Genomic DNA, 24707 nt, shown 5'->3' with positions numbered 1-24707 from the left:
GGCGGTGGTCGTCCGCCCGCCGACTGGCGTCCGGCCCCGGAAGACTGGGGCGCTGCCAAAATGCAGCCCGGACCGCGCGAAAACACCACCATCGCCGTCGTCGCCACCGATATCGCGCTGACGCCGGCCCAGGCCAAGCGTCTGGCCATCATGGCCCAGGACGGGCTCGCCCGGTCCATTCGACCGGTGCACACGCCGTTTGACGGGGATGTGGTGTTTGCCCTGTCGACCGCCGCCCGGCCTTTGGGAGATAGCGGTGAAGCCCATCTCGCCCGGCTCGGCTCGGCCGCCGCCGACTGCCTCGCCCGGGCCGTTGCCCGCGGTGTCCACGCGGCGCGTCAGGCGGGCCGCTGAGCCGCGCTGCGTGCGGCGGTGCAATTGCCGCATTCGGGGACTTGCCATCGCCAAAAGCCGGGGCTAGGTTCCGCGCCTCTTCGGGGCCAAGACCCTGAAGCCATACGGCCTGCACCGGTAGCTCAGTTGGATAGAGCACTAGACTACGAATCTAGGGGTCGGGGGTTCGAATCCTCCCCGGTGCGCCATTTTTCTCTTTGTTCCCGTTCCGCTCGACCCGAGCCTGATTCCAGCTTCGGTGCCGGGACCGGTGCCTTGCCTGTAGCGCACACAAAAAAGGCCGGACAATTGCGTCCGGCCCTCTTCAGATGTGACTGACCGCCAGGATCAGGCGGCTGGCGCGGCTTCGCGCTGGAGGCGGCCGATCACGGCGTCAATGATTTTCCACTCGCAATCGACTTCATCGCTGGCGTAGAGGTGACCGTCGATCAGGGCTGCGGACGTCGCCGCCGACGGCGTGTCGGTGCCGGCCAGGGTCGCGATAATTGCGGCGCTCCCGGTCAGGGCGATGACCGGCTTCCCCTTGCCCGCAAACAGTTTGGCGAGCGCCGTGGCACTCTCCGCCTGGGTTCCTGCGTCTTCGAGCAGCACCAGGGCGTCATACTTGGCCTCGTCGATATCGGCGACGGTTTCGGCGACGGCGAAATTGATCTCCGTGCCACCATTCTTGCCGCGCAGGAGGGCCTGTTGGCCGGAGACAAGGACGGCCCGCCGGTTGTGGCGAGCGAGTGCGTCATTGGCGGTCTGCAATTGCTGGACATTGACGGACTCGGCGACGAATGCAGCGACGCGGCTCGGACGGGGACCATGTTTCATCAAGCGGGTATTCTCCATTTGGCGGGCGCAGTTCATCCGGCGCCTAAGAACTATCAGGTAGAGGAATAGTCATCATGGGAGAGATTTCAAGGTCGCCATGTGTGATTAAAATATATGCCCAATGAAATCTGAAATATTGACTGGAAAGGTATAGGGCGTGTTCTATTTGATAAGTTGAATGACGTCTGGCTCATTCGCATGTTCAGATGTTTTTATGCAAACACTGGTTCACCGAGACGAGGTCAGTCGGCGGGCGCGATGCACTGTGCTTTGTGCCATGTAGATTACAGTTGGCGGCGTGTCCCGATCCGACAGACGGTCAGTCGCGCCAGCTCGCATCGTCAAATTCGTCCTCGCCGGAGCCTGACCATTCGCTCTCCTCCTCGGCGTGGTCCGTCAGCTCGACCACGGAGACCGAGGTTGTGGCGGTCGGCTCGAAGTCCGACTTGTCTTCGTCACGGACCGGTGCGGTTCCGGTGCGTCGCACCAGCATCAGTCCGGTCAGGGAGAACAGGGCGGTTGCGGCGAACAGGAAGAGGCCGGCCGGACCGATGAAACTCATCACGGTACTGGCGGCGAGTGGTCCGATCATCGAGCCCAGCGCCCAGACCATCAGGATTCCGGACATCATGCTGGTCGCCTGACCATCCGGGGCCCGGTCGGCGGCATGGGCAACAGCGACACCGTAGTAGGATAACGCCCCGGCGCCCCAGATGGCGGCGATGGCGAAAATCGCCGTGCGTGGCAGGACACCGCTGAACAGGGCCATGACAAGCGCAGCGGCGCCGGATGTCAGGGCCAGGCCCGCGATCACCAGGCGACGGTCGATGCGGTCCGACAGCATGCCGGCCGGCCAGGTCGCGATGACCGATCCGCCGATCATGGCGGCGTTGAACAAGGCGGCCGTCTGCGTGACGCTGCCCGACGCGAAATCCTGGATGTAGACGGCGTAGAGTTGGAGCACTGCGCCGGACACCATGCCGGAGATCAGTGCCGCAATGATGGCCGACGGCGCGATGCTCCAGATTTTCAACGGGCTGAATGGCTTCGTCGTCGGGGCGGCGGGTTCGGCGCGGCGGGTGGCGCAGACCGGAATCAGGCTTGCAGTCAGAAGGGCGGCGACGATCAGAAACCCGGTCGCGGTGCCCGCAGGCGCGCCGGCAACAAGGAAGGGCCCTGCCATGAAGCCAAGCTTGGAGGTCACCAGGTAGAAGCCAAGGATGGCGCCGCGGCTCTGGCTGGGTGCCGCATCGGCAATCCAGCTTTCACCGGAGGCCAGGAAGCCGGCCACCGACACGCCGATGATGAACTGGACCAGCATCCACCAGGCCATGGCGCCACTGACATAGAGCGCGGCGGCACCCAGTGATGCAGCGGCGGCAAAGCCGGCAATCGCCCGGATATGGCCGATCTGCATGATTTCGCGAGGCGCCAGCCGGGCGCCCAGCATGAAGCCGAGTGCGTAGGCAGACACGATGGCGCCGATCTTCAGCGGCGCAGCGCCTTGCGAGACCAGGGTCAGCGGCCCGACCACCGACAGCGCGCCGGTTGCCATCTGCAGAATGGCGAGCGCGATGACGATGGCCGCGACATTGCGATAGCTGTCGGTTCCTGGCCCGGATTCGGTGGAGCGTGTCATGATGTCTCGTCGGCAAGCGGCTGAAGGGGGCTGGCGACAACTTCAGGCAGACCTGCCAGCCATGCAAGGTCTGTCAGCTCAGACGGGCAATTCGGTGGTGTTCTTGATCGCTTCCATCGCGAAACTGGCGCTGACATCGGACAATGGCGCGATCGCGATCAGTTTCTTGTAGGCCTCGTCATAGGCGCGGACATCGGGCAGGCACAGCTTGATGAGATAGTCGATATCGCCGCTCAGGCGGTAGAATTCGACGACTTCGGGCATGCGGGCGACGCCGTCGGCGAAGCGTTTCAGCCATTCGGCGTCATGATGGCTCGTGCGCACTGTGACAAAGAGCGTGGCCTGCAGGTCCAGGGCTTCCGGATCCAGCAAGGCGACATGCTTGCGGATGATGCCGGCCTCGGCAAGGCGCTTCAGGCGGCGAGCCGTCGGGGTGGCGCTGAGTCCGATCAGGTCGGCGAGCTCCTGCACGGTCCGGTCGGAGTCCTTCTGGACGGCGCGCAACAGGCGTCGGTCATGTTCATCCAAAACCATGATTTCGGCCTTTCCAGAGCTATAATCACTACAAAAAAGTGATATCACAGCCGATCTTTGGTGAAAATCGCCCTGGTAAAGATGTTTCTATGCCGCAGTTCAGTTCCGAGGTGCGCCATGTCCGTCCAATCCAAATCTTCCGACCGATTGAATGCTGTCCGTGAAGGGCTGATCGGCGGCGACGGGATGCTGGCGACGCCGTTCGGCCTGAAGCCTTTTCTCTATGCCGATTACACGGCGTCGGGTCGGGCGTTGCGCCAGATCGAGGGCCAGGTCGAAAAGCTGATGCTGGATTATGCCAATCCGCATAGCGAGGACAGCGCCACCGGGCGCGCCAGCAATCGCTGGATGCGCGACGCCGAGGCGATCATCCGCAAGGCGGTCAATGCCGCACCCGACGACTGCCTCCTGCCCTGTGCGGCCGGTGCCACAGGGGCGATCCACAAGCTTCAGGAAATCCTCGGACTCGCGGTGGCGCCTGCCAGCCGTGATGCACTGGGTGTAAAGCCTGGCCCGGCCGTCAACACAGTCGTGTTCGTCGGTCCCTATGAGCATCACTCCAACGAACTGAGCTGGCGCGACAGTCTGGCCGAAGTCGTGTCGATACCGCTCGACGGCATTGGCGGGATTGATCTGCAAGCTCTTGAAGCGGCCCTGTCCGACCCGCGTTTTGATGGATGGCGCAAGATTGGCGCGTTCTCCGCCGCGTCGAACGTGACCGGTGTCCGCACCGATATCGCCAGCCTGGCCCACTGCCTGCACGCGCACGGAGCCATTTTGTGTCTGGATTGTGCTGCCAGCGCGCCCTACCAGCGCATCGACATGCATCCGGACCAGGATCCGGCAGGCGCGATCGATGCGGTCTATTTCTCGCCGCACAAATTTCTCGGTGGGCCGGGGGCTTGCGGCATACTCGTGTTCAATGAATGTCTCTATCGCCGCGACCTGGCGCCGACCCAGAGTGCCGGCGGTACTGTCCGTTATGTCTGGCAGGACGGGCACGATTTTCTCGAGGGAATTGAAGCGCGCGAACGGGCCGGCACGCCCGGTCTGCCGCAGCTGGTCCGCGCGGCACTGGCGCTGCAGGTCCAGGCCGAGATCGGCACCGATGTCATTGCCGAGCGCGAGCACAGCGCACTTGAGCGGGCATTCCAGCGCTGGTGTCAGCATGCGCGGATCGATGTGCTGGGTCCGCAACTTCCGTCCCGACGGCTGGGTATCGTCGCCTTCAACCTGCGCAAGGCTGATGGCGAGCTGGTCGAGCCACGACTGGTCACACTGTTGTTGAATGACCTGTTCGGGATCCAATCCCGCGCCGGTTGCTCCTGTGCCGGGCCCTACGGCCATCACCTCCTCGGCATTGACTCCAAGACCACCCGGTCGATCCGGTCGCGTGTGATGGCAGGCGATGTCGGCGCCCGCCCGGGCTGGTGCCGGGTCAGCCTGCATTGGGTGATGTCGGATGACGAGATCGCCTATCTGATCGATGCGATCTGTTTCCTGGCCGACAATGCCGAATTGTTCTCCGGCTTTTATGACCGCGATGCCCGGACAGGCAGCTGGCAGTGGGCGGGCGACCCGGTCGAGGGCGAGACCCGGTGGCCGGACCGCTTGCTGGACGTCAAACTGGCAGTGACCGAGGACTTTGCGGGCAGCCGCGGCACGGATGAGGCTGATCGCTTTGAAATGCCGTTCCGTACGGCGACGGACCTTGTTCGGGTCTTTCGGGATTCGGACCTTCATCCCCGTGACGTGCAATTGCTGGAAAGCTGAGCCGGCCTGCTCAGCCGGGGCGCCGGTAGGCCAGTACGCCACATTCGGCGAGGATGCGGTCGATGGTCTCGCGTTCGTCCGGGCCGGGAACAGTCCGGCGCGGATAGAGTGGCGAGGCGCTGTCGCGGTCGTTGATCCAGGGCGCGTCCCACAGCTCGGTTGTTGTCACGAAGTCCCGCGCCCGTGCTTCGCCGCCGGTCTCAAGGCAGCCTGACAGACAGGTATCGACATAGGTCTGCGGGATGGGGTGGTCCTCGTCCGCCCGCACCTGTTCGCGATTGACCACAATCCAGTAGCGTCCGACGGGCAGGGCGGACCGGTCGGCGCCATCCGGGTGAACCAGGTCCGGATCCACCTCGGTGAAGACATAGCCGCGTTCGCGATGTCGGAGTTCCGGCGTGATCGCTGTCGGAACCAACGCGGCATGGAGGATGTGGCCCGTCGATGGGCGGACGCCGGCATAGGTCGCCGCTTCGTCGCCATAGCGCACGGTCCAGCCACGTCGCCAGCCGGTTGCCATGACCGGGCGGACTTCGGCCTCAATGCCCGAATAGGTGCGCCGGCTGTAATCGCTCAGCAGGCTGCCATAGCCGATCATGAAGTCTCTCACCTGACGGCTCTCCCGGGGATGACATGAATAAGGCGGCGCGGATGGTTCCGCGCCGCCTCATTCTGGTCGGCTGGGACGATGTGTCCAGCCTGACTACTGGCGATAACGCCGGGTCGAACGCGACGATGACGAAGACGAGCCGCTGTAGGACGCCTGGGCGACCGGGACTTCTTCGGAATAGGCGTTGTTGTCGACCGGCATTTCGGTGCCGTAGAGATAGGTATTGCCCTGGCTGGACGGAGCCGTCTGGCGCGACGCGACCGGCGGGATCTCCGAGCTCATCGGCGGGTTGTGACCCGGCAGGTTGATCTCTTCGCAATCCACCAGACGCCATTCCCAACGCTCTTCCGAACGCAGCGAGTAGCGGGTGATGGTCTGGGTTTCGACCGGGACGACATGGCTGTCGACCGTGGCGTGCTGATCGAGGACCTGGATGCGATAGGTGTCGCGCTCCTCGGCGATCGGGATCTCCTCGATACGTGCTTCCTGTACGAGGACGTCGCGGGTGATCTGGGCGTATTCAGCCGGATGGTTGATCTCGCGAATTGTTGCCGGCTGGACCACGATATTGCGGGTCACGGTCTGGTATTCGCCGGCTTCTTCCACCAGGCACCAGACTTCACCGGTCTCGCTGTCGAAACGCGTCATCGACGCACCCGGCACATAGCCGCGGCGCCAGACCATGCGCGGTTCGCGCACGAGGATGGTTTCGGTGACGGTGTCGTGGGTCGCTGGAATGACTTCATACTCGACATAGGCCGGGCTGATCTGCACGGTTTCGGTGCGGGTCTCGTAGACCGGCTCGTGCACGATGTAGCGCATGCCGGCTTCGCGGGAGATGTACTCGCGATACTCGTCACGCAGGCTCGGCGGAGCGACGTCGTAACGCTCGTAGGAGTCCTGGGTGGTGACCTGTTCGGAATAGGTGTCGTATTCCGGCGCGATGCGGACGCGCGCATAACACTCGCCCGTCGCAGCCGTGGTCGGCGGATCCGGCGGGAACCACTCGGTGTCACCGGCAAAGGCGGTGGAGGCCGTGAGCAGTGCGACAGCAGTGGCGCACAGGAGTTGTTGTTTCATCGTGATTCCCCCCTTGGAAATGTCGTGAGGGCACGGTGATCCGTTTCCTCGATGACATAAGGTTAACGGAAGCAGGCGGTATCGTTAAGAAATAATCGCCTTCAGACGGAAGTTTCAACCCTCAGGGGAATTTCTTGTCCCGCTTTCAACTCAAGGGGTTACGCTGGCGCCCATCATGAACATCATGATGTAACCGGTCATCATCGCCGCCCAGGTGCCGACGATGTACCCGACCACGGCCAGCAGAACGCCGACCGGCGCCAGGGAGGGGTGGAAGGCGGCCGCAACCACCGGGGCCGAGGCGGCGCCACCGATATTGGCTTTCGATCCGACGGCGATGAAGAAGGTCGGCGCCTTGATCAGCCAGGCGACGAGTAACAGCAGGGCGACGTGGAAGAGCATCCAGATGATGCCGATCACGAAAAACTCCGTGTTGCGGAAGATGGCGGTGATGTCCATGCGCATGCCGATCGTCGCGACCAGCACATAGATGAAGACAGAACCGACCTTCATCGACCCGACACCGGACAATTGCCGGGCCTTGGTGAAGGACAGGACGACACCGATAATGGTGGCGGACAGCATCAGCCAGAAGAAGCCGGACCCCAGACCCAGCTCGGCCAGGCCCGGCATATTGTCATTGATCCAGGGACCCATGAAGTCGGCAACGATATGGGACAGGCCCATCGCGCCGAGACCGAAGCCGAGAATGATCATCAGGTCCTTCAGCTCGGGAATCCTTGCATTGGTCTGCTCGAAGGTCTCGGCCTTTTCGCGCAGGGCATCGACGGCCCGGGTGTCTGCGTTGAGGGCCTTGTCGATCCGTTTGGCATTGGCCACGCCCAGGAGCAGGAAGGCCATCCAGATGTTGGCGACGATGATGTCGACCGCAATCCAGGCCGAATAGACCTCCCCGCCGACTCCGAAGAATTCATACATCGCGGCCTGGTTGGCGCCGCCACCGATCCAGGTCCCGGCTACGGTCGCCATGCCGCGCCAGACGGCGTCCGGCCCTGTCACACCGATGGCTTCGGGGAAGAGATAGCCGGCAATCAGAAGCGCGACGGGACCGCCCAGCACGACGCCGACTGTCCCGGTGAAGAACATGATCAGTGCCTTGGGCCCGAGCCGGAAGGTGGCCGGCAGGTCGGCCGACATGGTCAACAGGACCAGCGCTGCCGGCAGCAGGAAGCGCGAGGCGATGAAATAGGTTCGCGACTGCTCCGGGTCGACAATGTTGAACAGGGTCAGCAGTGAGGGCAGGAAGTAGCACAACAGCAGCGGCGGAAAGATGCGGTAGAAGCCCTTGGCCAGCTTGTTGTCGAGGCTGGAGGTCCAGAACACGGCTCCCAGCAGCACGGCCAGCAGACCCATGACGATCGCGTCATTGCTGAAAAGTGGTGCGATTTCGGCTTCCATCATCATCCCCCGGAATTTGTTTTCCGGGCGGATAGGACGGGTTTTGCAGGAGCTTGGCAAGACGCCAAATGCAAAACGGCCCGACGTTTCCGCCGGGCCGTTTCGTCAGTCTGTTGACTGGCTTACCAGATCGAGACGCGGTCTTCCGGTGCCAGGTAGAGTTCATGGTCCTCGGTCACGCCGAAGGCCTCATACCAGGCGTCATTATTGCGAACGACGCCGTTGATCCGGTACTGGGCCGGGCTGTGCGGGTCGGACAGGAGCTGCGCGCGCAGGCTGTCTTCGGTGCGCACATTCCGCCAAACCTGCGCCCAGGCCATGAAGAAGCGCTGATCGCCGGTGAAGCCATCGAGCACTTCAGCTTCGCCGCCATTGTCGGCCAGATACATCTGGTAGGCGCGGTGGGCCATGGAGAGACCGCCGATATCGCCGATATTCTCGCCGAGCGTCAGCTCGCCATCGACCGTCTGGCCTTCGACCGGTGAGAAGCCATTATACTGGGCGACGATCTGGTCGGTGAGGGCGTTGAAGCTCTCGGCGCTCGCATCGGTCCACCAATTGCGCAACACACCATCGCCATCAGACTGGCTGCCCTGGTCGTCAAAGCCGTGGCCCATTTCGTGGCCAATGACGGCGCCGATGCCACCGAAGTTCACGGCAGCGTCCGCATACGGGTCAAAGAATGGCCCCTGCAGGATGGCGGCCGGGAAGACGATTTCGTTGGCAGTCGATGAGTAATAGGCATTCACCGTCTGCGGTGACATGAACCATTCCCATTCGCGGATCGGGCCACCGAGGCGCGAACGGCTGTCGGCACGGAACCATTCGGCGACGCGCTGGGAGTTGCCAAACAGGTCGTCGGCCCGGATCTCGATATCCGAATAATCCGGCCAGATGTCCGGATACCCGATTTTCGGCAGAAACTTCTCCAGCTTGTCGAAGGCCTGGATGCGGGTCTCGTCATCCATCCATTCGAGCGTTTCGATACGCTCGCGCAGGGCCCGGCGGAGGTATTCCACCAGCTCTTCCATCTGCGCCTTGTGCTCGGGCGGGAAGTATTGATCGACATAGATCTGGCCGATGGCCTGGCCCAGATTGCCGTTCACATACTGGATGCCGCGGCGATCGCGGGCCCGGGGCTCTTCCGTGCCGCGCAGGGTGCGGCTGTAGAAGTCAAAGGAGCGCTCGTAGAATTCCGGCGTCAGCAGGTTCCTGTTCGAGGACATGTAGCGGAAGCTGAGATAGTCCTGCCAGGCCTCGACCGGGATTTCGGAGAACAGGGTGGCGAGCGACTGGATTGCCGTGTCCTGGCGGACCACGACTTCGGTTTCATTCTCGTATTCCAGGGCGGTCATGAAGGCGCCCCAGGGGAAGCCCGGCGCCGAGGCGACCAGATCATCCGTGCTCATCAGATTATAGGTCCGCACCCGGTCGCGGCTTTCCGCACGGGTCCAGTGGATCTGGGCGATGCGTGTTTCCAGGTCGAGCACGCCCTGGGCGCGCTCGGCGGCATTGTCCATGCCGATCATCTCGAAGACGTCGGTCATGTAGGCGACATAGGCTTCGCGATAACCAATGAAGGTCTCGTCGTCGCGCTCATAATAGGACTTGTCCGGCAGGCCGAGCCCGCTCTGGCTGACCGAGACGATGTAGCGTTGCGGGTTGCCCGGGTCACGGCCAACGCCGGCGCCGAAGATCGACGCGGTACCTGGGCTGCCCATCAGTGTGGCGATGTCGTCATGCGACTGGGCTTCGGCAATCGTGTTGAGCATCGGACGGGCCGGCTCGAGACCGCGGGCCGCAAGCGTGTCGGTATCCATGTAGGAGGCGTAGAGGTCGCCGACCTGTTGTTGCAGGGTGCCAGCTTCGGCATTGGCGGCAACGGCTTCCTGGATGATGCCCTCGACCCGCTCTTCCGAGCGCAGGTAAAGCTCGGTGAAACCGCCAAAGGATGAGAAGCCCTGCGGCAATTCGGTTGTCTCGAGCCAGCCTTCATTGACGTAGCGGTTGAAATCGTCACCCGGCGCGACGGTGTCGGAGACATATTCAATCTCGACGCCCCAGCTGCCCAGGTCCGGCGAACCGGCCGGCATGGCTTCGGTGGCTGCGGCCTCGGTCGTGCCGTTATCCGTTTCCGGTGTCTCGGTGGCGGGCGAGCAGGCCGCCATCAACGCGACACAGGCGCTGGTCAGCAAAAGCTTTTTCATGGTGTTTCCCATCTCAGTAACAAAGTTGGACGAAACACTAGTGCGCCCGGGCGAACACGCAATACGCACAGCCCGTCTCTTACAGCCCTGTAATGAAAACGGCCCGACGTTTCCGCCGGGCCGTGTCCTCAGAATGTCACTGCGACTACCAGATGGAGACGCGCTCTTCCGGCGGCAGGTAGAGGTCATTGTCCTCGGTCACACCGAAGGCCTCGTACCAGACGTCCAGATTGCGCACGACACCGTTGGTCCGGTATTGCGACGGGCTGTGCGGGTCGGTTGTCAGGCGGTTGATCAGGTTTTCTTCCCGATACAGACGACGCCAGACCTGGGCCCAGGCAAGGAAGAAGCGTTGCTCGCCTGTAAAGCCGTCGATCACCGGAGCTTCACCGTCACAGCAGGCGTCGAGGTGACGCTGATAGGCGGTGTAGGCCATCTGCAGGCCGCCAAGGTCGCCGATATTCTCGCCCATGGTGAACTCACCATTCACGAAACGGCCTTCGACGGGCTCATAGCTGTCATACTGGGCTTCCAGCACATTGGCGCGCTCCTCGAAGCGCTCATTGGTTTCCGCACTCCACCAGTCACGGATCGAGCCATCATGGTCGAAGCGGCGACCCTGATCGTCGAAACCGTGGCCGATCTCATGGCCGATCACGGCACCGATGGCGCCGTAATTGATCGCCGCGTCGGCGTTCGGATCGAAGAAGGGAGCCTGCAGGATGCCGGCCGGGAAGGTGATCTGGTTCATCAACGGATTGTAGGAGGCGTTGACGGTTTGCGGCGGATAGGGCCAGGCATTGCGATCGACCGGACCAGCCAGGTCGGCGACCTGCTCATTCCACTGGAATTCCGTCAGACGAACGAGATTGCCGAACAGGTCGTCGGCCTGGACCTCGAGGGCCGAGTAGTCCTGCCACTCGTCGGGATATCCGATGCGCGGCTCGAAGGTCGAGAGCTTCTGAAGGGCATTGGCGCGGGTCTCGTCATCCATCCACTCAAGGGCTTCAAGGCGCCCCTCGAACGCGGTGATCAGATTGGCGACCAGGGCTTCCATCGCGGTCTTGGATTCCGGCGGGAAGTGACGGTCGACATAGACCTGGCCGACAGCTTCGCCCAGCTGGCCGCCGACGAGATTGACCCCGCGGCGGTCGCGGGGACGCTGCTCCTCAATACCGTTCAGCGTGGTGCCGAACATGGCGAAGTTGGCAGCATCAAAGGCTTCCGGAAGGGCGCCGGCATTCGAGCGGATGTAATGGAAGGTCATGTAGTCCTTCCAAACGTCGACCGGAGTCTCTTCGAAGATCGCACCAGCGGCTTCGATGGCGCTCGGTTGGGCAACGAGATAGGTCGCGACGCCGTCGAGGCCCAGCTGTTCCATGCCGGCTTCGAAGTTCAGTTGCGGCGCCAGGGTGCTCAGTTGGTCCAGCGGCATCGGGTTGTAGATCATCTGGATGTTGCGGCTGTCAGCCTGGGTCCAGTGGCTTTCGGCGATGCGCATCTCCAGGTCGAAGATCGCCTGCGCCTTGCTGGTGCCGTCCTCGATGCCGGCAAGGTCAAAAATCTGGGCGATGAAGGCCAGATAGGCGTCCCGGGCGTCCTGGTTGTCTTCTTCCAGATAATAGTCGCGGTCCGGCAGACCGAGGCCTCCCTGGCCGACGAAGACGGTGTAGCGCGTGGTGTCGGCCGGGTCGGGGATGATGCCAACGCCATAGGGCGATTGGTGATGAATCGTCGCGAACAGGGCGTTGATATCGGCATGGGTCTCGGCGGCAGCAATCTCGTCGAGATAAGGCTGCGCCGGAGCGAGACCGAGCTGGTCGATGGTCGAGGTGTCCATCCAGCTGCCGTAAAGGTCGCCGACCTTCTGTTCGATCGAACCGTCGGCCGCGTCCATCGCGGCGAGTTCGAGGATGATCGCCTGGACCTGTTCTTCGGCTTCGATCGCCAGTTCGGTGAACATGCCGTAGTTCGAGCGGTCGGACGGGATCTCCGTCGTGTCCAGCCAGGTGCCATTGGCGTAGCGGTAGAAATCGTCACCGGCGACGTAGCTGGTGTCCATGCCGGCCATGTCAAAACCCCAGCTGCCGATTTCCGGGCTGGCGGTGGCAGCGGCGTGCGTCTCGGTCGCGACCGTATCGGTTGATGTGGCCGGCTGACAGGCGGCGGTAAGCGCCAGAACAGCCGTGCTCAGCAAGAGCTTTTTCATACGAGGATCCCCTTGGTTTTCAGTCAAAGACGCAAAACGCCCCGCGCTTGATACAACGCGGGGCGTTCGGGCGCCAATTATTCGGCAGGTGTTTGGTCGAGATGTCCGGCCTGTTCGCCATGGGCGAAGTCGGTGTCGGCATAATGCTCGCCCAGCGATGGCTGCTTCTTGCCTGTCCACAACATCCGGAAGAAGCGGGCGATGTCGACCCCGATCGCATACATGGCCGGAACCAGCAGCAGGGTCAGGAACAGGGCGAAGATGACGGCGAAGCCCAAGGCGACGACCATCGGTTTCAGAAATTCCGCCTGGGTCGAGCGCTCGGCCATCATCGGGAAAATCCCGAGGAAGGTGGTGACCGAGGTCAGCAGGATCGGACGGAAACGCTGGACACCGGCATCGACCAGCGCCTGGAAGGCCCCGACGCCGTTTGAGCGGAGCCGGTTGACGAAATCGATCAGCACCAGGTTGTCGTTGATCACAACGCCAGCCGCGGCGCCCACTCCGAAGTAGGAGAACAGGGCGATTGGCATGCCGAACAGGTAATGTCCGAAAATGGCGCCGGTCAGCGAGAACGGGATGGCGATCATGATCACGATCGGCTGGAAGTAGCTGCGGAAGGCGATCGCCAGCAACAGGTACATCGAGATCAGGGCGAAGAGCAGAAGGATCTGGACTTCAGCCATGAACTCACGCTGGCCTTCGGCCTGCCCGATTTCGTCGCGTGATACATGCGGGAAGCGGGCTTCAAACGTGTCCCAGTAATCCTCGCCGAGGCTGGTGTTGATGTCCCCGCGGGCGGCCGGGTCCGACAGTTCCGCGCTGACCGTGATTGTCCGCATGCCATTGCGGCGGTTGATGCGGTTCAGGCCCGGCGCGAAGTCGGCTTCAGCAACCGTGTCCAGCGGCACTTCACGACCGTCGGCCGTGCGGATGCGGATGTCGCGGAACGTGTCCAGCGAACGCCGTGACTCTTCGTCCATGCGGAGCATGACCCGCACATCCTGGCCATCGCGCGGCAGGCGTTGGGCTTCGACGCCGTAAAACGCCTGGCGGACCTGATTGGTGACATCAACCAAGGTCAGGCCGAGCGCCTGGGCGTTCGGACGCAGGCGGACCTGCAATTCCTCGGTCGAGGTCTGCATCGAGTCGACCACGTCATAGAGCGTGTCATAGCTGCGCAGCTGGGCCTTCAGGTCGTCAGCCGCGGCACGCAACTCGTCGAGATTTTGACCGGACAGGGCGAAATTCATGGAATTGCCACCGTCATTGATGGTCGAGTCGAGACGGATTTCCTCGGCATCCGGGATCGGGCCCAGATACTCGCGGATCTGTGCAGCGACCTCTGCGGTTGGCAGGCCGCCGGGGCGGACTTCCGGATCGGCCAGGGTGATCCAGGCGCGGATACGGCCGTCGGTTGCCAGCGTGGACCGGCTTTCGATCATGTCGATCTCACCCGGATACTCGCCGCGATAGTATTGCAGGGCTTCGTCCTGGGCCCGGTCGAGCTGCTGGCGCACCTGCTCGGTCCGGTTCCACGGCGTTCCCTCGGCGAGGGTGATCGAGGTCTGGATGGTCTCGTTCTCGATCTGCGGCATGAAGACCGACCCGACCCGATTGGTCATCATCAGGGCGATGGACGCAACGAAGATCAGGAAGAAGCCAAAGAAAGTGGCGTAGCGATTGCGGATACAGGCCTTGGCCATTGGGCGGTAGATGCCACGGGCGAAGCTCAGGAGCGTGCCCGCGATTGCCCGCTGCACTGCGATCAACGGTCCGAAGAAGCCGGTGTTCGACTGCGGTTTGAGGTGGGAGAGGTGGGCCGGCAGGATCAGCAGGGATTCGACCAGCGAGAACGCCAGGGCGGCAATCACCACCAGCGAAATCTGCCGGGTGAACTGTACCTCGGGCCCGGTAAGAAGCATCCACGGCGAGAACATCATGATGGTGGTGATGACGGCGAAGATGACCGGCTTGGCGACCATCTGTGTTCCCACGATCGAGGCGGTCAGTCCCGGCTCGCCGCGTTCCACCCTGTCATGGATGTTTTCTCCGACCACGATGGCGTCATCGACCACGATGCCGATCACCAACAGGAAGGCGAACAGCGACAGCATGTTCAGCGTCACGCCGAGCATCGGCAGGATCAGGAAGGCACCGCCAAAGGCGACGAAAATGCCGACCGTGACCCAGAAAGCGACGATGGGGCGCAGGAACAGGAAGAGGACGATGAGGACCAGGATGCCGCCGAACAGGGCCGAGCTGGCGATGGTTTCCATGCGGCCGGTGTACATTTCCGAATTGTCCCACCACAGCGACAGGTGGGTGCCGTCGGGCAGTTCGGCGCGCTTGCGCTCGATATAGTCGCGGACCTGTTGTGAGGTGTCGACCACGTCGATATTGGGCGAGGTCTCGACCACCACAAGTACCATCGGTTCGCCGTTATAGGTGGCCTCGAGATTGAAATCGACAAAGCCGTCGGTGACCTGGGCGACATCGCGAACGCGCAGCGTGCCACCATCCGATGTCTGACGGATGATGATGTCTTCGAATTCCGGCGCGGTGTCGGCGAGTTGGCGTGAGGTGATGTTCACATCGCCCAGCTCGGTACGGACACTGCCGGCCGAGGCGTTCAGCGAGGTGGCCCGGACGGCCCGGACGATTTCGTCGAAGGTGAGGTCGTAGCGGCGCAGGTTTTCTTCGGAAACCTCGATTGAGACTTCCTCACCGCGCGTCGCCCACATGTTGACGATCGAGGCACCCGGGAGTTGGGCCACCTCGTCGCGGATCTCACGGGCAATCGCCTGCAGGTCACGACGGTCAGCGCTGCCATGAACGGCGAATCCAACGACCTGGTCCTGGGACCGCCATGGAGTCACCACCGGCCGGAAGGCTGATTGCGGCAGGTTGTTGACCGAGTCGACCTCGAGCTTGATGGCGTCGATGAACTCACCCACATCGACCGAGCGCTTGCCCTCGATATTGATGTTTCCGCCACCTTCGCGGGCTGTCGAGGTGATCGTCTCGATGCCGTCCATGTCGGACAGGGCTTCCTCGATCCGGACAATGATCTGTTCTTCGACCTCCTGCGGAGACGCTCCGGGCCAGGCCACCGAGACGCTGGCGCCATTCACGGACACGGTCGGAAAGACTTCCCGGTTCAGTGACTGATAGCCAAGATATCCGCCGAGCACGGCGATGATCATGACCAGGTTGGCGGCAACGGAGTTGCGCGCCCACCAGCCGACAATACCGCCCCGCGGGGCCTCTTCATGAGTGGTGTTCGGGTCGGTCATTGCCGTTTTCCTTCCTCGCAGCTGGACGCTTAACCGTTGCTCGCGACAGCTTCGCTGTCGGCGTCGCCGGTCTCGGTTTCAGCCAGGCCTTCAGCCGGTTCGTCATCATAGGTCGCGGAGTAGGCGGCGATCATTTCGCCGGCCGCGTCGAATGTCTGGATGCGCATGCCATCGCTGGCGCCACGGATTGGCGATGTCACAACCATCTCGCCGCCGCGGACACCGGAAGACACCACAACCCGTTCGGCGTTGGAGTCGATAACCTCGACCGTCCTTACCGACAGTGTTCCGCCCTCTTCGGCGACGTAGACACTGTTCTGGCCGCGCAGGGCTGAGCGGGGGAGAATGTAGGCGTTTTCAACATCCCGACCCGTGATGCTGGCCGTCACGAACAGGCCGACGGCGAGGGGCGTGCCGTTCTCGGCGCCATTCCCGTACGGGTCAGCCACTTCCGCGATCGCGTAGAGCACGCGGGTCTGCGGGTCGATGGCGCTGTCGGTCCGCGTGATGCGGCCCTGCCAAGTGTGGGACCTGCCCGCCAGGGTGGCACTCAGCTGGACCGGCATGCCTTCGCCACCGGCCGCATCGTAGGCGATCGGAATACCCAGCAGGCCAAGTTCATGGTCGGTCAGCGGCAGACGGACAAGAATGGCGTCGGTCGAGAACACCGTGCCCAGCTGGGCGCCCGGGGAGACATACTGGCCGAGGCCGGCATTCTTGGTGCGGACGCGGCCGCTGAACGGTGCCGAGATGCGGGTGCGCTGCAGGTCCAGACGGGCTGACTGCAGGCTGGCATTGGCCGCGGCAAGTTGAGCGCGGGCTTCTGCCAGTTGGGGTTCGCGCAGGGTGAGCGATGACGCTTCGCCGTCACCCAGTTCGGCCCATTCACTGGCCGCGAGCTCGGATTCGGCCTGTTCCCGGGCGAGCGCTTGCTGCGCCTGGGCCACCTGGGCGGAGGCCCGGGTTACGGCCAGCCGGTAATCGGCATCGTCGATCTGGACCAGGGTCTCACCGGCCTCGAAGAATCCGCCCTCGATGAAGTCGGGGTTCACGAAGGTGATGCGACCGGCCACTTGTGGCACCAGGTTGATCTGGGTGCGCGGACGTGCCTCGCCCTGCGAGGTGACCTGGAGCGCAATGGTATCCAGGCGGGCCTCGTCAACGAAGACCGCGACCGGCCGTGGTGCCGCATTGGCCCGCTCCGGCTGTTGCTGGGAAGCAAACAGCATGGCGATTATGCCGACACCGACAACGCCAACGATGGCGAAGATCAAGAAACGTCCCAAGAAACTACCCATGATTATTCTCCTGTCTGCGCGGCCGGGTCTGCGGACTGGGCCGCGGAGAAATCGCCGGCGAGGGCGAGGTAAAGGTCGACGCGGTTGGTCGCCCGTTCGCGACGCGCCGAAATGTATTGGCTTTCAGCGCTGATCCGGCGCGATTGCGCGGTCAGCAATTCAAAGATGGTGGATACGCCGCGGGCATATTCGCGAATGACAAGGTCTTCCGCCGCCGCGGCTTCTTCATAGGCCTCGCGCAGGCTCTCGACCCGCTGGGCGAGAATGGCGTCGCCGTGGATGGCATTTTCGGCTTCCTGCCAGGCCGTCAGCACGGTTGCGACATAGCTGGCAACCAGCCCCTCGGCGTTGGCATAAACCTGATCGCGCTGGGCCAGCAGGCTCCCGCCATCAAAGATCGGAGCGACCAGCGAGGCGGTCAGGCTGGAGACCAGCGTATCGAGGTCGAACATGTCGGCCACGTCGATCCCGCCTGTTCCGGACGATCCGCGCAGGGACAGGCTCGGGATGAGGGCCTTGGCGGCAGCTTGCGACTGCAGGCCGGCCGCGTCGAGGCGATCTTCCGCAGCGCGGACATCAGGGCGGCGGGTGAGCAGGTCCACGGGTGAGCCGAGGCCGCCGAGTGCATCAAAAACAGGGAAATCAGACGCCGGGGTCAGGGACGCAGACGGGTAGCGACCGAGCAGTGTTTCCAGGCTGCGGGCCGATGCCGCCTCGGCGCGTTGCCGGGATGCCAGCGCGGCTTCCGAGGACGACAGGGCGCTGCGTGCGGTCCGCACGTCGGAGCTGCGGACCAGCCCGCGGGCGAAGCGCCGCTCGGTGAGATCAAGTGAGCTCTGGCGCGTCGCCAAATCGCGTTCCGCAAGTTCGGTCTGCAGCCGGGCTTCGATCAGGGAGAACCATCCCTTGGCGACCAGGCCGGCAATCGACAGCTGGGCAGCGCGCAGGTCTTCCGCGGCGGCCTCGGCATCAAGTTGGCTGGCCTGTGCGTTGTCGCGCAGGGCGCCCCACAAATCGGTTTCCCAGGACGCGGACAGCCCCAGGCCGAAGCTGTCAGAGCCGGAACCGACATTTGGCTGGGTGCGCTGATAGCTGGTGCTGGCGTCGAGCTGCGGCATGTAGCGAGCGCCGCTTACCCGGGCTGCCGCCTGCGCGCCGTGGAACCGGGCGAGTGACTGCGCCAGGCTGGGATTGTCGGCAAAGGCTTCATCGATGAGCGCTGTGAGTTGCTCATCCTGCATGGAGGCGACCCAGTCGCGAGCCAGCTCGGCGCCGGCTTCGCCCGTGCCGGCCGACCAGGCAACCGGTGCGGATGGCAATGTGCCCTCGGTGCTGAACTCCCGCGTATCGAAGGCCTGCAGGGTGCTGCAGGAGGCGGTGGCCAGCGCGGTGGCGACTACTAACAAACGTTTTGCCATGCGGGGTTCCTGCACGTTTTGTTCTCGATTGGATTTGCATCCTAGAAAGGGCATAGCGAAAGTCAACATTTTTTTATCGAAAAACACTAAATGCATAGCGAATGGCATGAAAACTCTCTCGAAATTCGTGATGTCATTGGCCTGCGCACACAAGTTTGATGCCGCAGGCTCGTCATTTGGATGCAAATCGGGATAGAAGGCCTGCAGGCGACAGGGAAATCAGCCCGAATGGGCGGTTACATGACGCAATGCGGGCGCGAAGGCGACTAAAACTTGAGCAATAAAAAGGACTCCGAGGCACCCCACAGTCGCATTCGCCGCCGCGACACAGCCGCGGTGGCATCGATCGGTTGCATGGTGTTGGTGCTGTTCTGGCTGTTCAACGAGCTTGGCTCGCTGGAGACGGTCGTGGCCATCGCGACAATCGGCGCGCTGTCCACGTTCTACTATCTGACAATCAGCACAACATTGAATCCGACCCCGGAGGCGATTCCGGTTCGCGACGCCGATGACGCGGAGGGCCTTACCAAGGCCCGGGCGAAGATCATGCTGGACAACCTGCCGATCCCGGTCCTGCTGGTCGGCGGCGGCGGGCGCATAGAAATCGCCAATCCGGCGGCACGTGCCATGCTCGGTCTCGGATCGGTGACGGGGCACCTGTCCGCGGTACTCCGCCAGCCCCAGGTGCTGGAAGCCGTCAGCGCGGCACTACGCGGCCAGACCGTCGACCCTGTCGAATACTCGATGATGGCGCCTGTCGAGAGTCATGTCCGTGCCTTCGTCGCCCCGCTCGCAAGCGAAGAGGACCCGTCACTGCCCTGGCGCGCAATGCTCGTGCTGTCCGATGAGACGTCGATCAAACGCGCTGATCGCATGCGGGCCGACTTCCTCGCCAATGCCAGCCATGAATTGCGCACGCCGCTGGCGTCGCTCGCCGGCTTTATCGAAACGCTGCGCGGGCATGCCAAGGATGACCCTGAAGCGCGCGAGCGGTTTCTGGCCATCATGTTCGACCAGACTGAACGGATGCAGCGCCTGATCAATGACCTGCTTTCCCTGTCGCGCGTCGAGATGGATGAACATGTCCGGCCGGGTGGCTGCGCCGATATGGCGGCGATCATCGATGATGTTGTCGACGTGCTGCGGCCCCAGATCACCGAGAAGTCGATCGAGCTGAAGCTTGAGGTCGCTCCGGCGGAAGTGGTCGGCGATCGCGATCAATTGCTCGAAGTGATCATGAATCTAGTCGAGAACGCCATCAAGTACTCGGCGGCCGGGTCCCGGGTCGTGGTCAGCCTGACCAGCGAACTGACGCGCGACCAGGCCGAGCGCCCCGGCCTGATCCTCGGTGACGGGGCGAGTCGCCTGACCTTGGCTGCGCCTGTTTCGGAGGCCGGCGACCGCTTCGCCGCCGTGCGCATCCGGGATGGCGGCAAGGGGATTGAGCGCCGCAACCTGCCGCGTCTGGCCGAACGCTTCTATCGGGTCGATGGCCAGAAGAGCGGGCCGCGTGAAGGCACTGGTCTCGGCCTGGCCATCGTCAAGCATATCGTCAACCGGCACCGCGGCGGCTTCACCGTCGAGAGCCGACCTGACGCTGGATCCGTGTTCAGCGTGTTTTTCCCGACGCCGAAGATACAGTCAGAAATGCAAGCCAAGACAGTGGTTTGAGTGGTGTCTGGAAAATAGTTTGCGGGCAGGCAGGGCGTTGTCACAAAACTGTAGCCAAGCTGTCATAAACGGGGCCCGCATCCCGCGTACAAGACCAGTCGGGACGCACCGGTCCGGGCCACCATCGGCGAGCCGAGGGGAATTGCATGTCCATTATCGCCATCGTCGCCCTTGCGATCATCGTGATGCTGGCCGGCGGCTTTTATGTCGGCCGTTCACGGGCGATTTCGGCTGTTTCCGGCGCCACAGCCGGGCTGCATTCGCTGCCGAACTATCACGGCTATTACATCGCGATATGGACCGGTCTTCCGGCCTTTGTGATGCTGGCGGCGTTTGGCATGTTCGGGTCGACGCTTGTCGATCGTCTCACTGCCGCTGAACTTCGTCATGAGGCCCTTGAGCTCTCTGCCAGTTTTGAAAGCGCCCTTGAGGCGGATCAACGGCATGGCGAGCTGGTCGACGCGCTGGCTGTCCTGCGCGAGCGTGCAGAAGCGACGCAGGATGAGATCGCCACCCTGCGCGGTGCTGACGGAGTGGATCGCGACCCGGCGCGACTGGAAGTACTCGGTGTCGAGCAGACCGACCTAGTCAATCAGATTGCCACAGCCGAGGAGGCTCGCCTCAGCCGTCGGACTGCACTGCGTGACAGTGTCGCCGAAATGGCTGCCGCAGATGGCGCCAACATTCGGGCCCTGGCTGGTTTCGAGCTGGTCCACGCGCCGCGCGAACGCCGGCAGCTCTTCCTGTCCGATGCGCGGCGCATCGCGGACGATGGTCTGGCCAGCCGCGCCAGTGCCGAGCTTGATGCCGCTGCCCAGGTCGTCGCTCATCACGATACCCAGCTGCGCCGACTGGCTGCGGGTCTGGCGCTTGCTCTGGCGATTGGCGGCCTGATCCGCACACGCGGACAGGTCACAGCAAGCTTTCGCGCCCGCAACCATGTCGAAAACCTGGTCACGGCCATGCTGTTCCTGTCGTCAGTGATCGCGATCATGACGACGGTCGGTATCGTGTTCTCGCTGCTGTTCGAGAGCATCCGCTTTTTCTCAACCGTGCCGCTGACCGAATTCCTGTTCGGGCTGCAGTGGTCGCCGCAGATCGCCCTGCGCGCGGATCAGGTCGGACAGTCAGGCGCATTTGGTGCCGTGCCCCTGTTCGCAGGCACTGCGATGATTACCTTCATTGCGATGATCGTCGCGGTCCCGATCGGATTGCTGTCGGCAATCTACCTGTCCGAATATGCCGGTCCGCGTTTCCGCCTGACCGCCAAGCCTGTGCTGGAAATCCTCGCTGGCGTTCCGACGGTGGTCTACGGCTTCTTCGCCCTGTTGACCGTCGGTCCGGCGATCCGCGGATTTTTCGCGATGATCGGGTTCGAGGATGTGGTCACGCAGAGCGCCCTGTCGGCCGGACTGGTCATGGGCGTCATGATCATCCCGTTCATTTCGTCGCTCAGTGACGATGTCATCAATTCGGTGCCCCAATCGCTGCGTGACGGGTCCTACGCCATGGGCGCCACCAAGTCGGAAACCATCGGCCGGGTGATCATGCCGGCCGCGCTGCCGGGCATTGTCGGGGCCATCCTGCTGGCCGTGTCGCGCGCCGTGGGTGAAACGATGATCGTCGTCATGGCCGCCGGCCAGGGCGCCAATCTCACCGCAAACCCGCTGGAATCGGTCACCACGATCACGGTCCAGATCGTGATGTTGCTGACCGGCGACCAGGAGTTCGACAGTCCGAAAACCCTGTCCGCCTTCGCGCTGGGTCTGGTTCTCTTTGTCATCACTCTGGTGATGAACGTCATCGCCCTGCGCGTCGTGCAACGATACCGGGAAAAATATGACTGATAAGCCCGACATCTCGCCGATCCGGACCGCGGTCCGCAAAAATCTGGGCGCGCGCTACCGTGCCGAGCTGCGCTTTCGTGCGGCCGGGCTGGGCGCTGTCGCGGCGGCGGTTGGCATCCTGATTATCCTGCTCAGCTCGATCGTATCCGGTGGCCTGCCGGCCTTCACTGCGCACGAGCTGGCGCTGACGGTCGACCTCGAACGCGAGGCTGTCGACCCGATGGGCGATGGCAGCGAGGAATCGCTGCGCCGGGGCAGTTACAGCCGGATCCTGCAAACCGCCATGCGGGCGGAGTTCCCCGAGGTCCAGGCGCGCCGCGACCTGCGCAACCTGTTCAGCCTCTACACCGCACTCAATGCCACCCGGCTGATGGATGATGTGCTCGATGACCCGACCCTGATTGGAACGCAGCATGACTTCACCATGCCGCTGGCTGATGATCTGGATCTCTATCTGAAGGGGCAATTGGTTGATGACCGTACCCTGGCGGCCAATGGATCTCTGACCCTCACCGAAGAAGACGGTGATGTAGTCGTGCGATCCAGCGCAACAGACTTTCGGGACATGGCGGCCGATGTGACCCGTACCCTGCGGGCGCGGGCCACGGTGCTTGAAGTCGAGGCCGATGCGTTGGAGCAACGCGCCAATGGCCTGTCCGGTGCCGAGGCCGAGGATATGCTCTACAACGCGCAGACCAACCGCCGTCAGGCCGGGGAAATCCGCGCGACCCTGGACGCGGGCGCCGGCCCGATCGAGCTGGATGGCAGTCTGCCGAGCATTATCGTCGAGGCTGATGACCGCGCTGTATTGCTGACGAGCCTGGCCCGTGACGGCGCAACGGCCACGGGGCGCTACCTGCTGGGCAGTGGCGGACTGGAGGCGGCGGAAGCGTGGGCGCTTTACGTGATCGATACACCGGCTGAACGCCGCCGGGTGTCAGATCAACTCATCGTGTGGACGCGGGCGCTGGAGGCGCGCGGCGCCATCCAGTCAGTGTTCAATACCTATCTTTTCGCCAATGCCGACAGCCGTGAGCCCGAGCTCGCCGGCGTCAAGGGCGCGCTCTACGGCTCGATCCTGACCATGATCATCACCATCATGATCTCGGTCCCGATCGGTGTGTTCACGGCGCTCTATCTGGAAGAGTACGCGCCGAAAAACCGGTTCACGGCGCTGATCGAGGTCAATATCAACAACCTCGCGGCGGTACCGTCGATTGTGTTCGGCCTGCTGGGTCTGGCGGTTTTTATCAACGCATTCGGCCTGCCGCGTTCGGCGCCCCTGGTCGGCGGCCTGGTGCTCTCCTTGATGACCCTGCCGACCGTGATCATCGCTACCCGTGCCGCGCTGCAAGCGGTGCCCCAGTCGATCCGGCAGGCGGCGCTGGCGGTCGGAGCTTCGCGGACCCAGACCGTATTCCATCACGTCCTGCCGCTCGCTGCCCCGGGCATCCTGACCGGTGCCATCATCGGCCTCGCCCAGGCGCTGGGCGAAACGGCGCCGCTGCTGATGATCGGCATGGTCGCCTTCATCGCCGATGCCCCGACGCTGGGGCTGGAGGGTTTCACCCAGCCCGCCACCGTCATGCCGGTCCAGGTCTTCCTGTGGTCGGATGGTGCCGAGCGTGCCTTCCAGGCACGGACCGGTGCCGCAATCCTGGTTCTTCTCGCGCTGATGATCGGGTTCAATGCCCTGGCCATCTATCTGCGCCGTCGCTTCGAGCGGAGATGGTAGTTTCATGACCGATACCCCTCTCAACCCCACACCCGATCTGCCGATCAAGGTCACCGCGCGCAAGGTGACGGTGAGTTATTCCGGCAAGCAGGCTCTGCATGATGTGTCGATCGACATTCCGGACCGCTCGGTCACGGCCTTCATCGGCCCGTCGGGCTGCGGCAAGTCGACCTTCCTGCGCTGCCTCAACCGGATGAATGACACGATCGACGGCGCCGTCGTTGGCGGTTCGCTGACGATTGACGGCCAGGAAATCAATGACAAGACGATCGATCCGGTGGTGTTGCGAGCCAGCGTCGGCATGGTGTTCCAGAAACCCAACCCCTTTCCCAAGTCGATCTACGACAATGTCGCCTACGGTCCCCGCATACACGGCCTCGCCCTGACGCGGCCGGAACTGGACGAAATCGTCGAGAGCGCGCTGCGCAAGGCGGGGCTGTGGGACGAGGTTTCCGATCGCCTCAACCATCCCGGTACCGGCCTGTCGGGCGGCCAGCAGCAACGCCTCGTCATTGCTCGTGCCATCGCGGTCAATCCGGAAGTGATCCTGATGGACGAGCCGTGCTCGGCCCTCGACCCGATCGCGACGGCACGGATTGAAGAGCTGATCGACGAACTTCGCGAGAATTACTGCATCATCATTGTCACGCATTCGATGCAGCAGGCGGCCCGGGTCTCCCAGCACACGGCCTTCTTCCATATGGGCCACCTGGTCGAATACGGGCCGACCGAGGACATCTTCACCAATCCGCGCGACACCCGCACGCAGGACTACATCACAGGACGCTTCGGCTAGGCCGG

17 protein-coding genes and 1 tRNA gene are annotated in these 24707 nt (G+C 63.1%); 7 read left to right on the top strand and 11 right to left on the bottom strand.

Annotated features, from left to right (window positions below; all coding sequences use genetic code 11):
* Positions 1 to 354 (top strand): P1 family peptidase (locus ACN0X9_RS12375; protein WP_417487884.1); only part of this gene is annotated, 354 nt, incomplete at its 5' end.
* Positions 355 to 465: 111 nt separating this feature from the next.
* Positions 466 to 542, top strand: a tRNA-Arg gene (locus ACN0X9_RS12370).
* Positions 543 to 681: 139 nt separating this feature from the next.
* Here ACN0X9_RS12370 and ACN0X9_RS12365 read toward each other — a convergent pair.
* The 3 genes from ACN0X9_RS12365 to ACN0X9_RS12355 form a co-directional block, all read right to left on the bottom strand.
* Positions 682 to 1170 carry a hypothetical protein gene (locus ACN0X9_RS12365; RefSeq protein ID WP_417487883.1) on the bottom strand — a complete coding sequence of 163 codons (489 nt, stop codon included), beginning with the start codon at positions 1168 to 1170 and terminating at the stop codon, positions 682 to 684.
* Positions 1171 to 1489: 319 nt separating this feature from the next.
* A complete protein-coding gene (locus ACN0X9_RS12360; RefSeq protein WP_417487882.1) occupies positions 1490 to 2809 on the bottom strand; it encodes an MFS transporter in 1320 nt (439 codons plus the stop codon).
* Between the two features lie 78 nt (positions 2810 to 2887).
* On the bottom strand, positions 2888 to 3343 hold the full coding sequence (locus ACN0X9_RS12355) for an Lrp/AsnC family transcriptional regulator (protein ID WP_323762014.1): 456 nt from the start codon (positions 3341 to 3343) through the stop codon (positions 2888 to 2890).
* 117 nt (positions 3344 to 3460) lie between these two features.
* Here ACN0X9_RS12355 and ACN0X9_RS12350 point away from each other — a divergent pair, with 117 nt between their 5' ends.
* Positions 3461 to 5116 carry an aminotransferase class V-fold PLP-dependent enzyme gene (locus tag ACN0X9_RS12350; RefSeq protein ID WP_417487881.1) on the top strand — a complete coding sequence of 552 codons (1656 nt, stop codon included), beginning with the start codon at positions 3461 to 3463 and terminating at the stop codon, positions 5114 to 5116.
* Between the two features lie 10 nt (positions 5117 to 5126).
* Here the strand turns inward: ACN0X9_RS12350 and ACN0X9_RS12345 are convergent, their stop codons facing one another.
* From ACN0X9_RS12345 to ACN0X9_RS12310, 8 genes are all read right to left on the bottom strand, one after another.
* Positions 5127 to 5726: a gamma-glutamylcyclotransferase gene (locus tag ACN0X9_RS12345; RefSeq protein ID WP_417487880.1), complete on the bottom strand. Its 600-nt coding sequence runs from the start codon at positions 5724 to 5726 to the stop codon at positions 5127 to 5129.
* Positions 5727 to 5819: 93 nt separating this feature from the next.
* Positions 5820 to 6806: a hypothetical protein gene (locus tag ACN0X9_RS12340; RefSeq protein ID WP_417487879.1), complete on the bottom strand. Its 987-nt coding sequence runs from the start codon at positions 6804 to 6806 to the stop codon at positions 5820 to 5822.
* Positions 6807 to 6956: 150 nt separating this feature from the next.
* A complete protein-coding gene (locus ACN0X9_RS12335; RefSeq protein WP_417487886.1) occupies positions 6957 to 8228 on the bottom strand; it encodes a DUF819 domain-containing protein in 1272 nt (423 codons plus the stop codon).
* 119 nt (positions 8229 to 8347) lie between these two features.
* Positions 8348 to 10432: a M13 family metallopeptidase gene (locus ACN0X9_RS12330; RefSeq protein ID WP_417487878.1), complete on the bottom strand. Its 2085-nt coding sequence runs from the start codon at positions 10430 to 10432 to the stop codon at positions 8348 to 8350.
* 145 nt (positions 10433 to 10577) lie between these two features.
* The gene (locus ACN0X9_RS12325; protein ID WP_417487877.1) at positions 10578 to 12641 is read right to left on the bottom strand and encodes a M13 family metallopeptidase; all 2064 of its coding nucleotides are present in this window, start codon (positions 12639 to 12641) and stop codon (positions 10578 to 10580) included.
* 77 nt (positions 12642 to 12718) lie between these two features.
* A complete protein-coding gene (locus ACN0X9_RS12320; RefSeq protein WP_417487876.1) occupies positions 12719 to 15937 on the bottom strand; it encodes an efflux RND transporter permease subunit in 3219 nt (1072 codons plus the stop codon).
* Between the two features lie 29 nt (positions 15938 to 15966).
* Complete coding sequence (locus tag ACN0X9_RS12315; protein ID WP_417487875.1) at positions 15967 to 17235, bottom strand: efflux RND transporter periplasmic adaptor subunit; 1269 nt, start codon at positions 17233 to 17235, stop codon at positions 15967 to 15969.
* Positions 17236 to 17237: 2 nt separating this feature from the next.
* Positions 17238 to 18653: an efflux transporter outer membrane subunit gene (locus ACN0X9_RS12310; RefSeq protein ID WP_417487874.1), complete on the bottom strand. Its 1416-nt coding sequence runs from the start codon at positions 18651 to 18653 to the stop codon at positions 17238 to 17240.
* A 273-nt stretch (positions 18654 to 18926) separates the two neighbouring features.
* Between ACN0X9_RS12310 and ACN0X9_RS12305 the strand changes: the two genes are divergently transcribed.
* From ACN0X9_RS12305 to pstB, 4 genes are all read left to right on the top strand, one after another.
* On the top strand, positions 18927 to 20324 hold the full coding sequence (locus ACN0X9_RS12305; RefSeq protein ID WP_417487873.1) for an ATP-binding protein: 1398 nt from the start codon (positions 18927 to 18929) through the stop codon (positions 20322 to 20324).
* 146 nt (positions 20325 to 20470) lie between these two features.
* Positions 20471 to 22171 (top strand): phosphate ABC transporter permease subunit PstC, encoded by a 1701-nt coding sequence (gene pstC, locus ACN0X9_RS12300; protein ID WP_417487872.1) that lies wholly within the window; start codon positions 20471 to 20473, stop codon positions 22169 to 22171.
* Positions 22164 to 23906 carry a phosphate ABC transporter permease PstA gene (gene pstA / locus ACN0X9_RS12295; protein ID WP_417487871.1) on the top strand — a complete coding sequence of 581 codons (1743 nt, stop codon included), beginning with the start codon at positions 22164 to 22166 and terminating at the stop codon, positions 23904 to 23906. The genes pstC and pstA overlap by 8 nt, the downstream gene beginning before the upstream one ends.
* Before the next feature lie 4 nt (positions 23907 to 23910).
* Entirely contained in the window at positions 23911 to 24702 is a 792-nt protein-coding gene (gene pstB, locus ACN0X9_RS12290; protein ID WP_417487870.1) for a phosphate ABC transporter ATP-binding protein PstB, read from the top strand.
* Positions 24703 to 24707 lie beyond the last annotated feature (5 nt).

This window comes from Maricaulis sp., assembly GCF_048268525.1.
In the GTDB taxonomy this organism is placed as follows: Bacteria; Pseudomonadota; Alphaproteobacteria; order Caulobacterales; family Maricaulaceae; genus Maricaulis.
The sequence above is the reverse complement of the archived record's forward strand: the minus strand, read 5'-3'. Positions and strand labels throughout refer to the sequence as shown.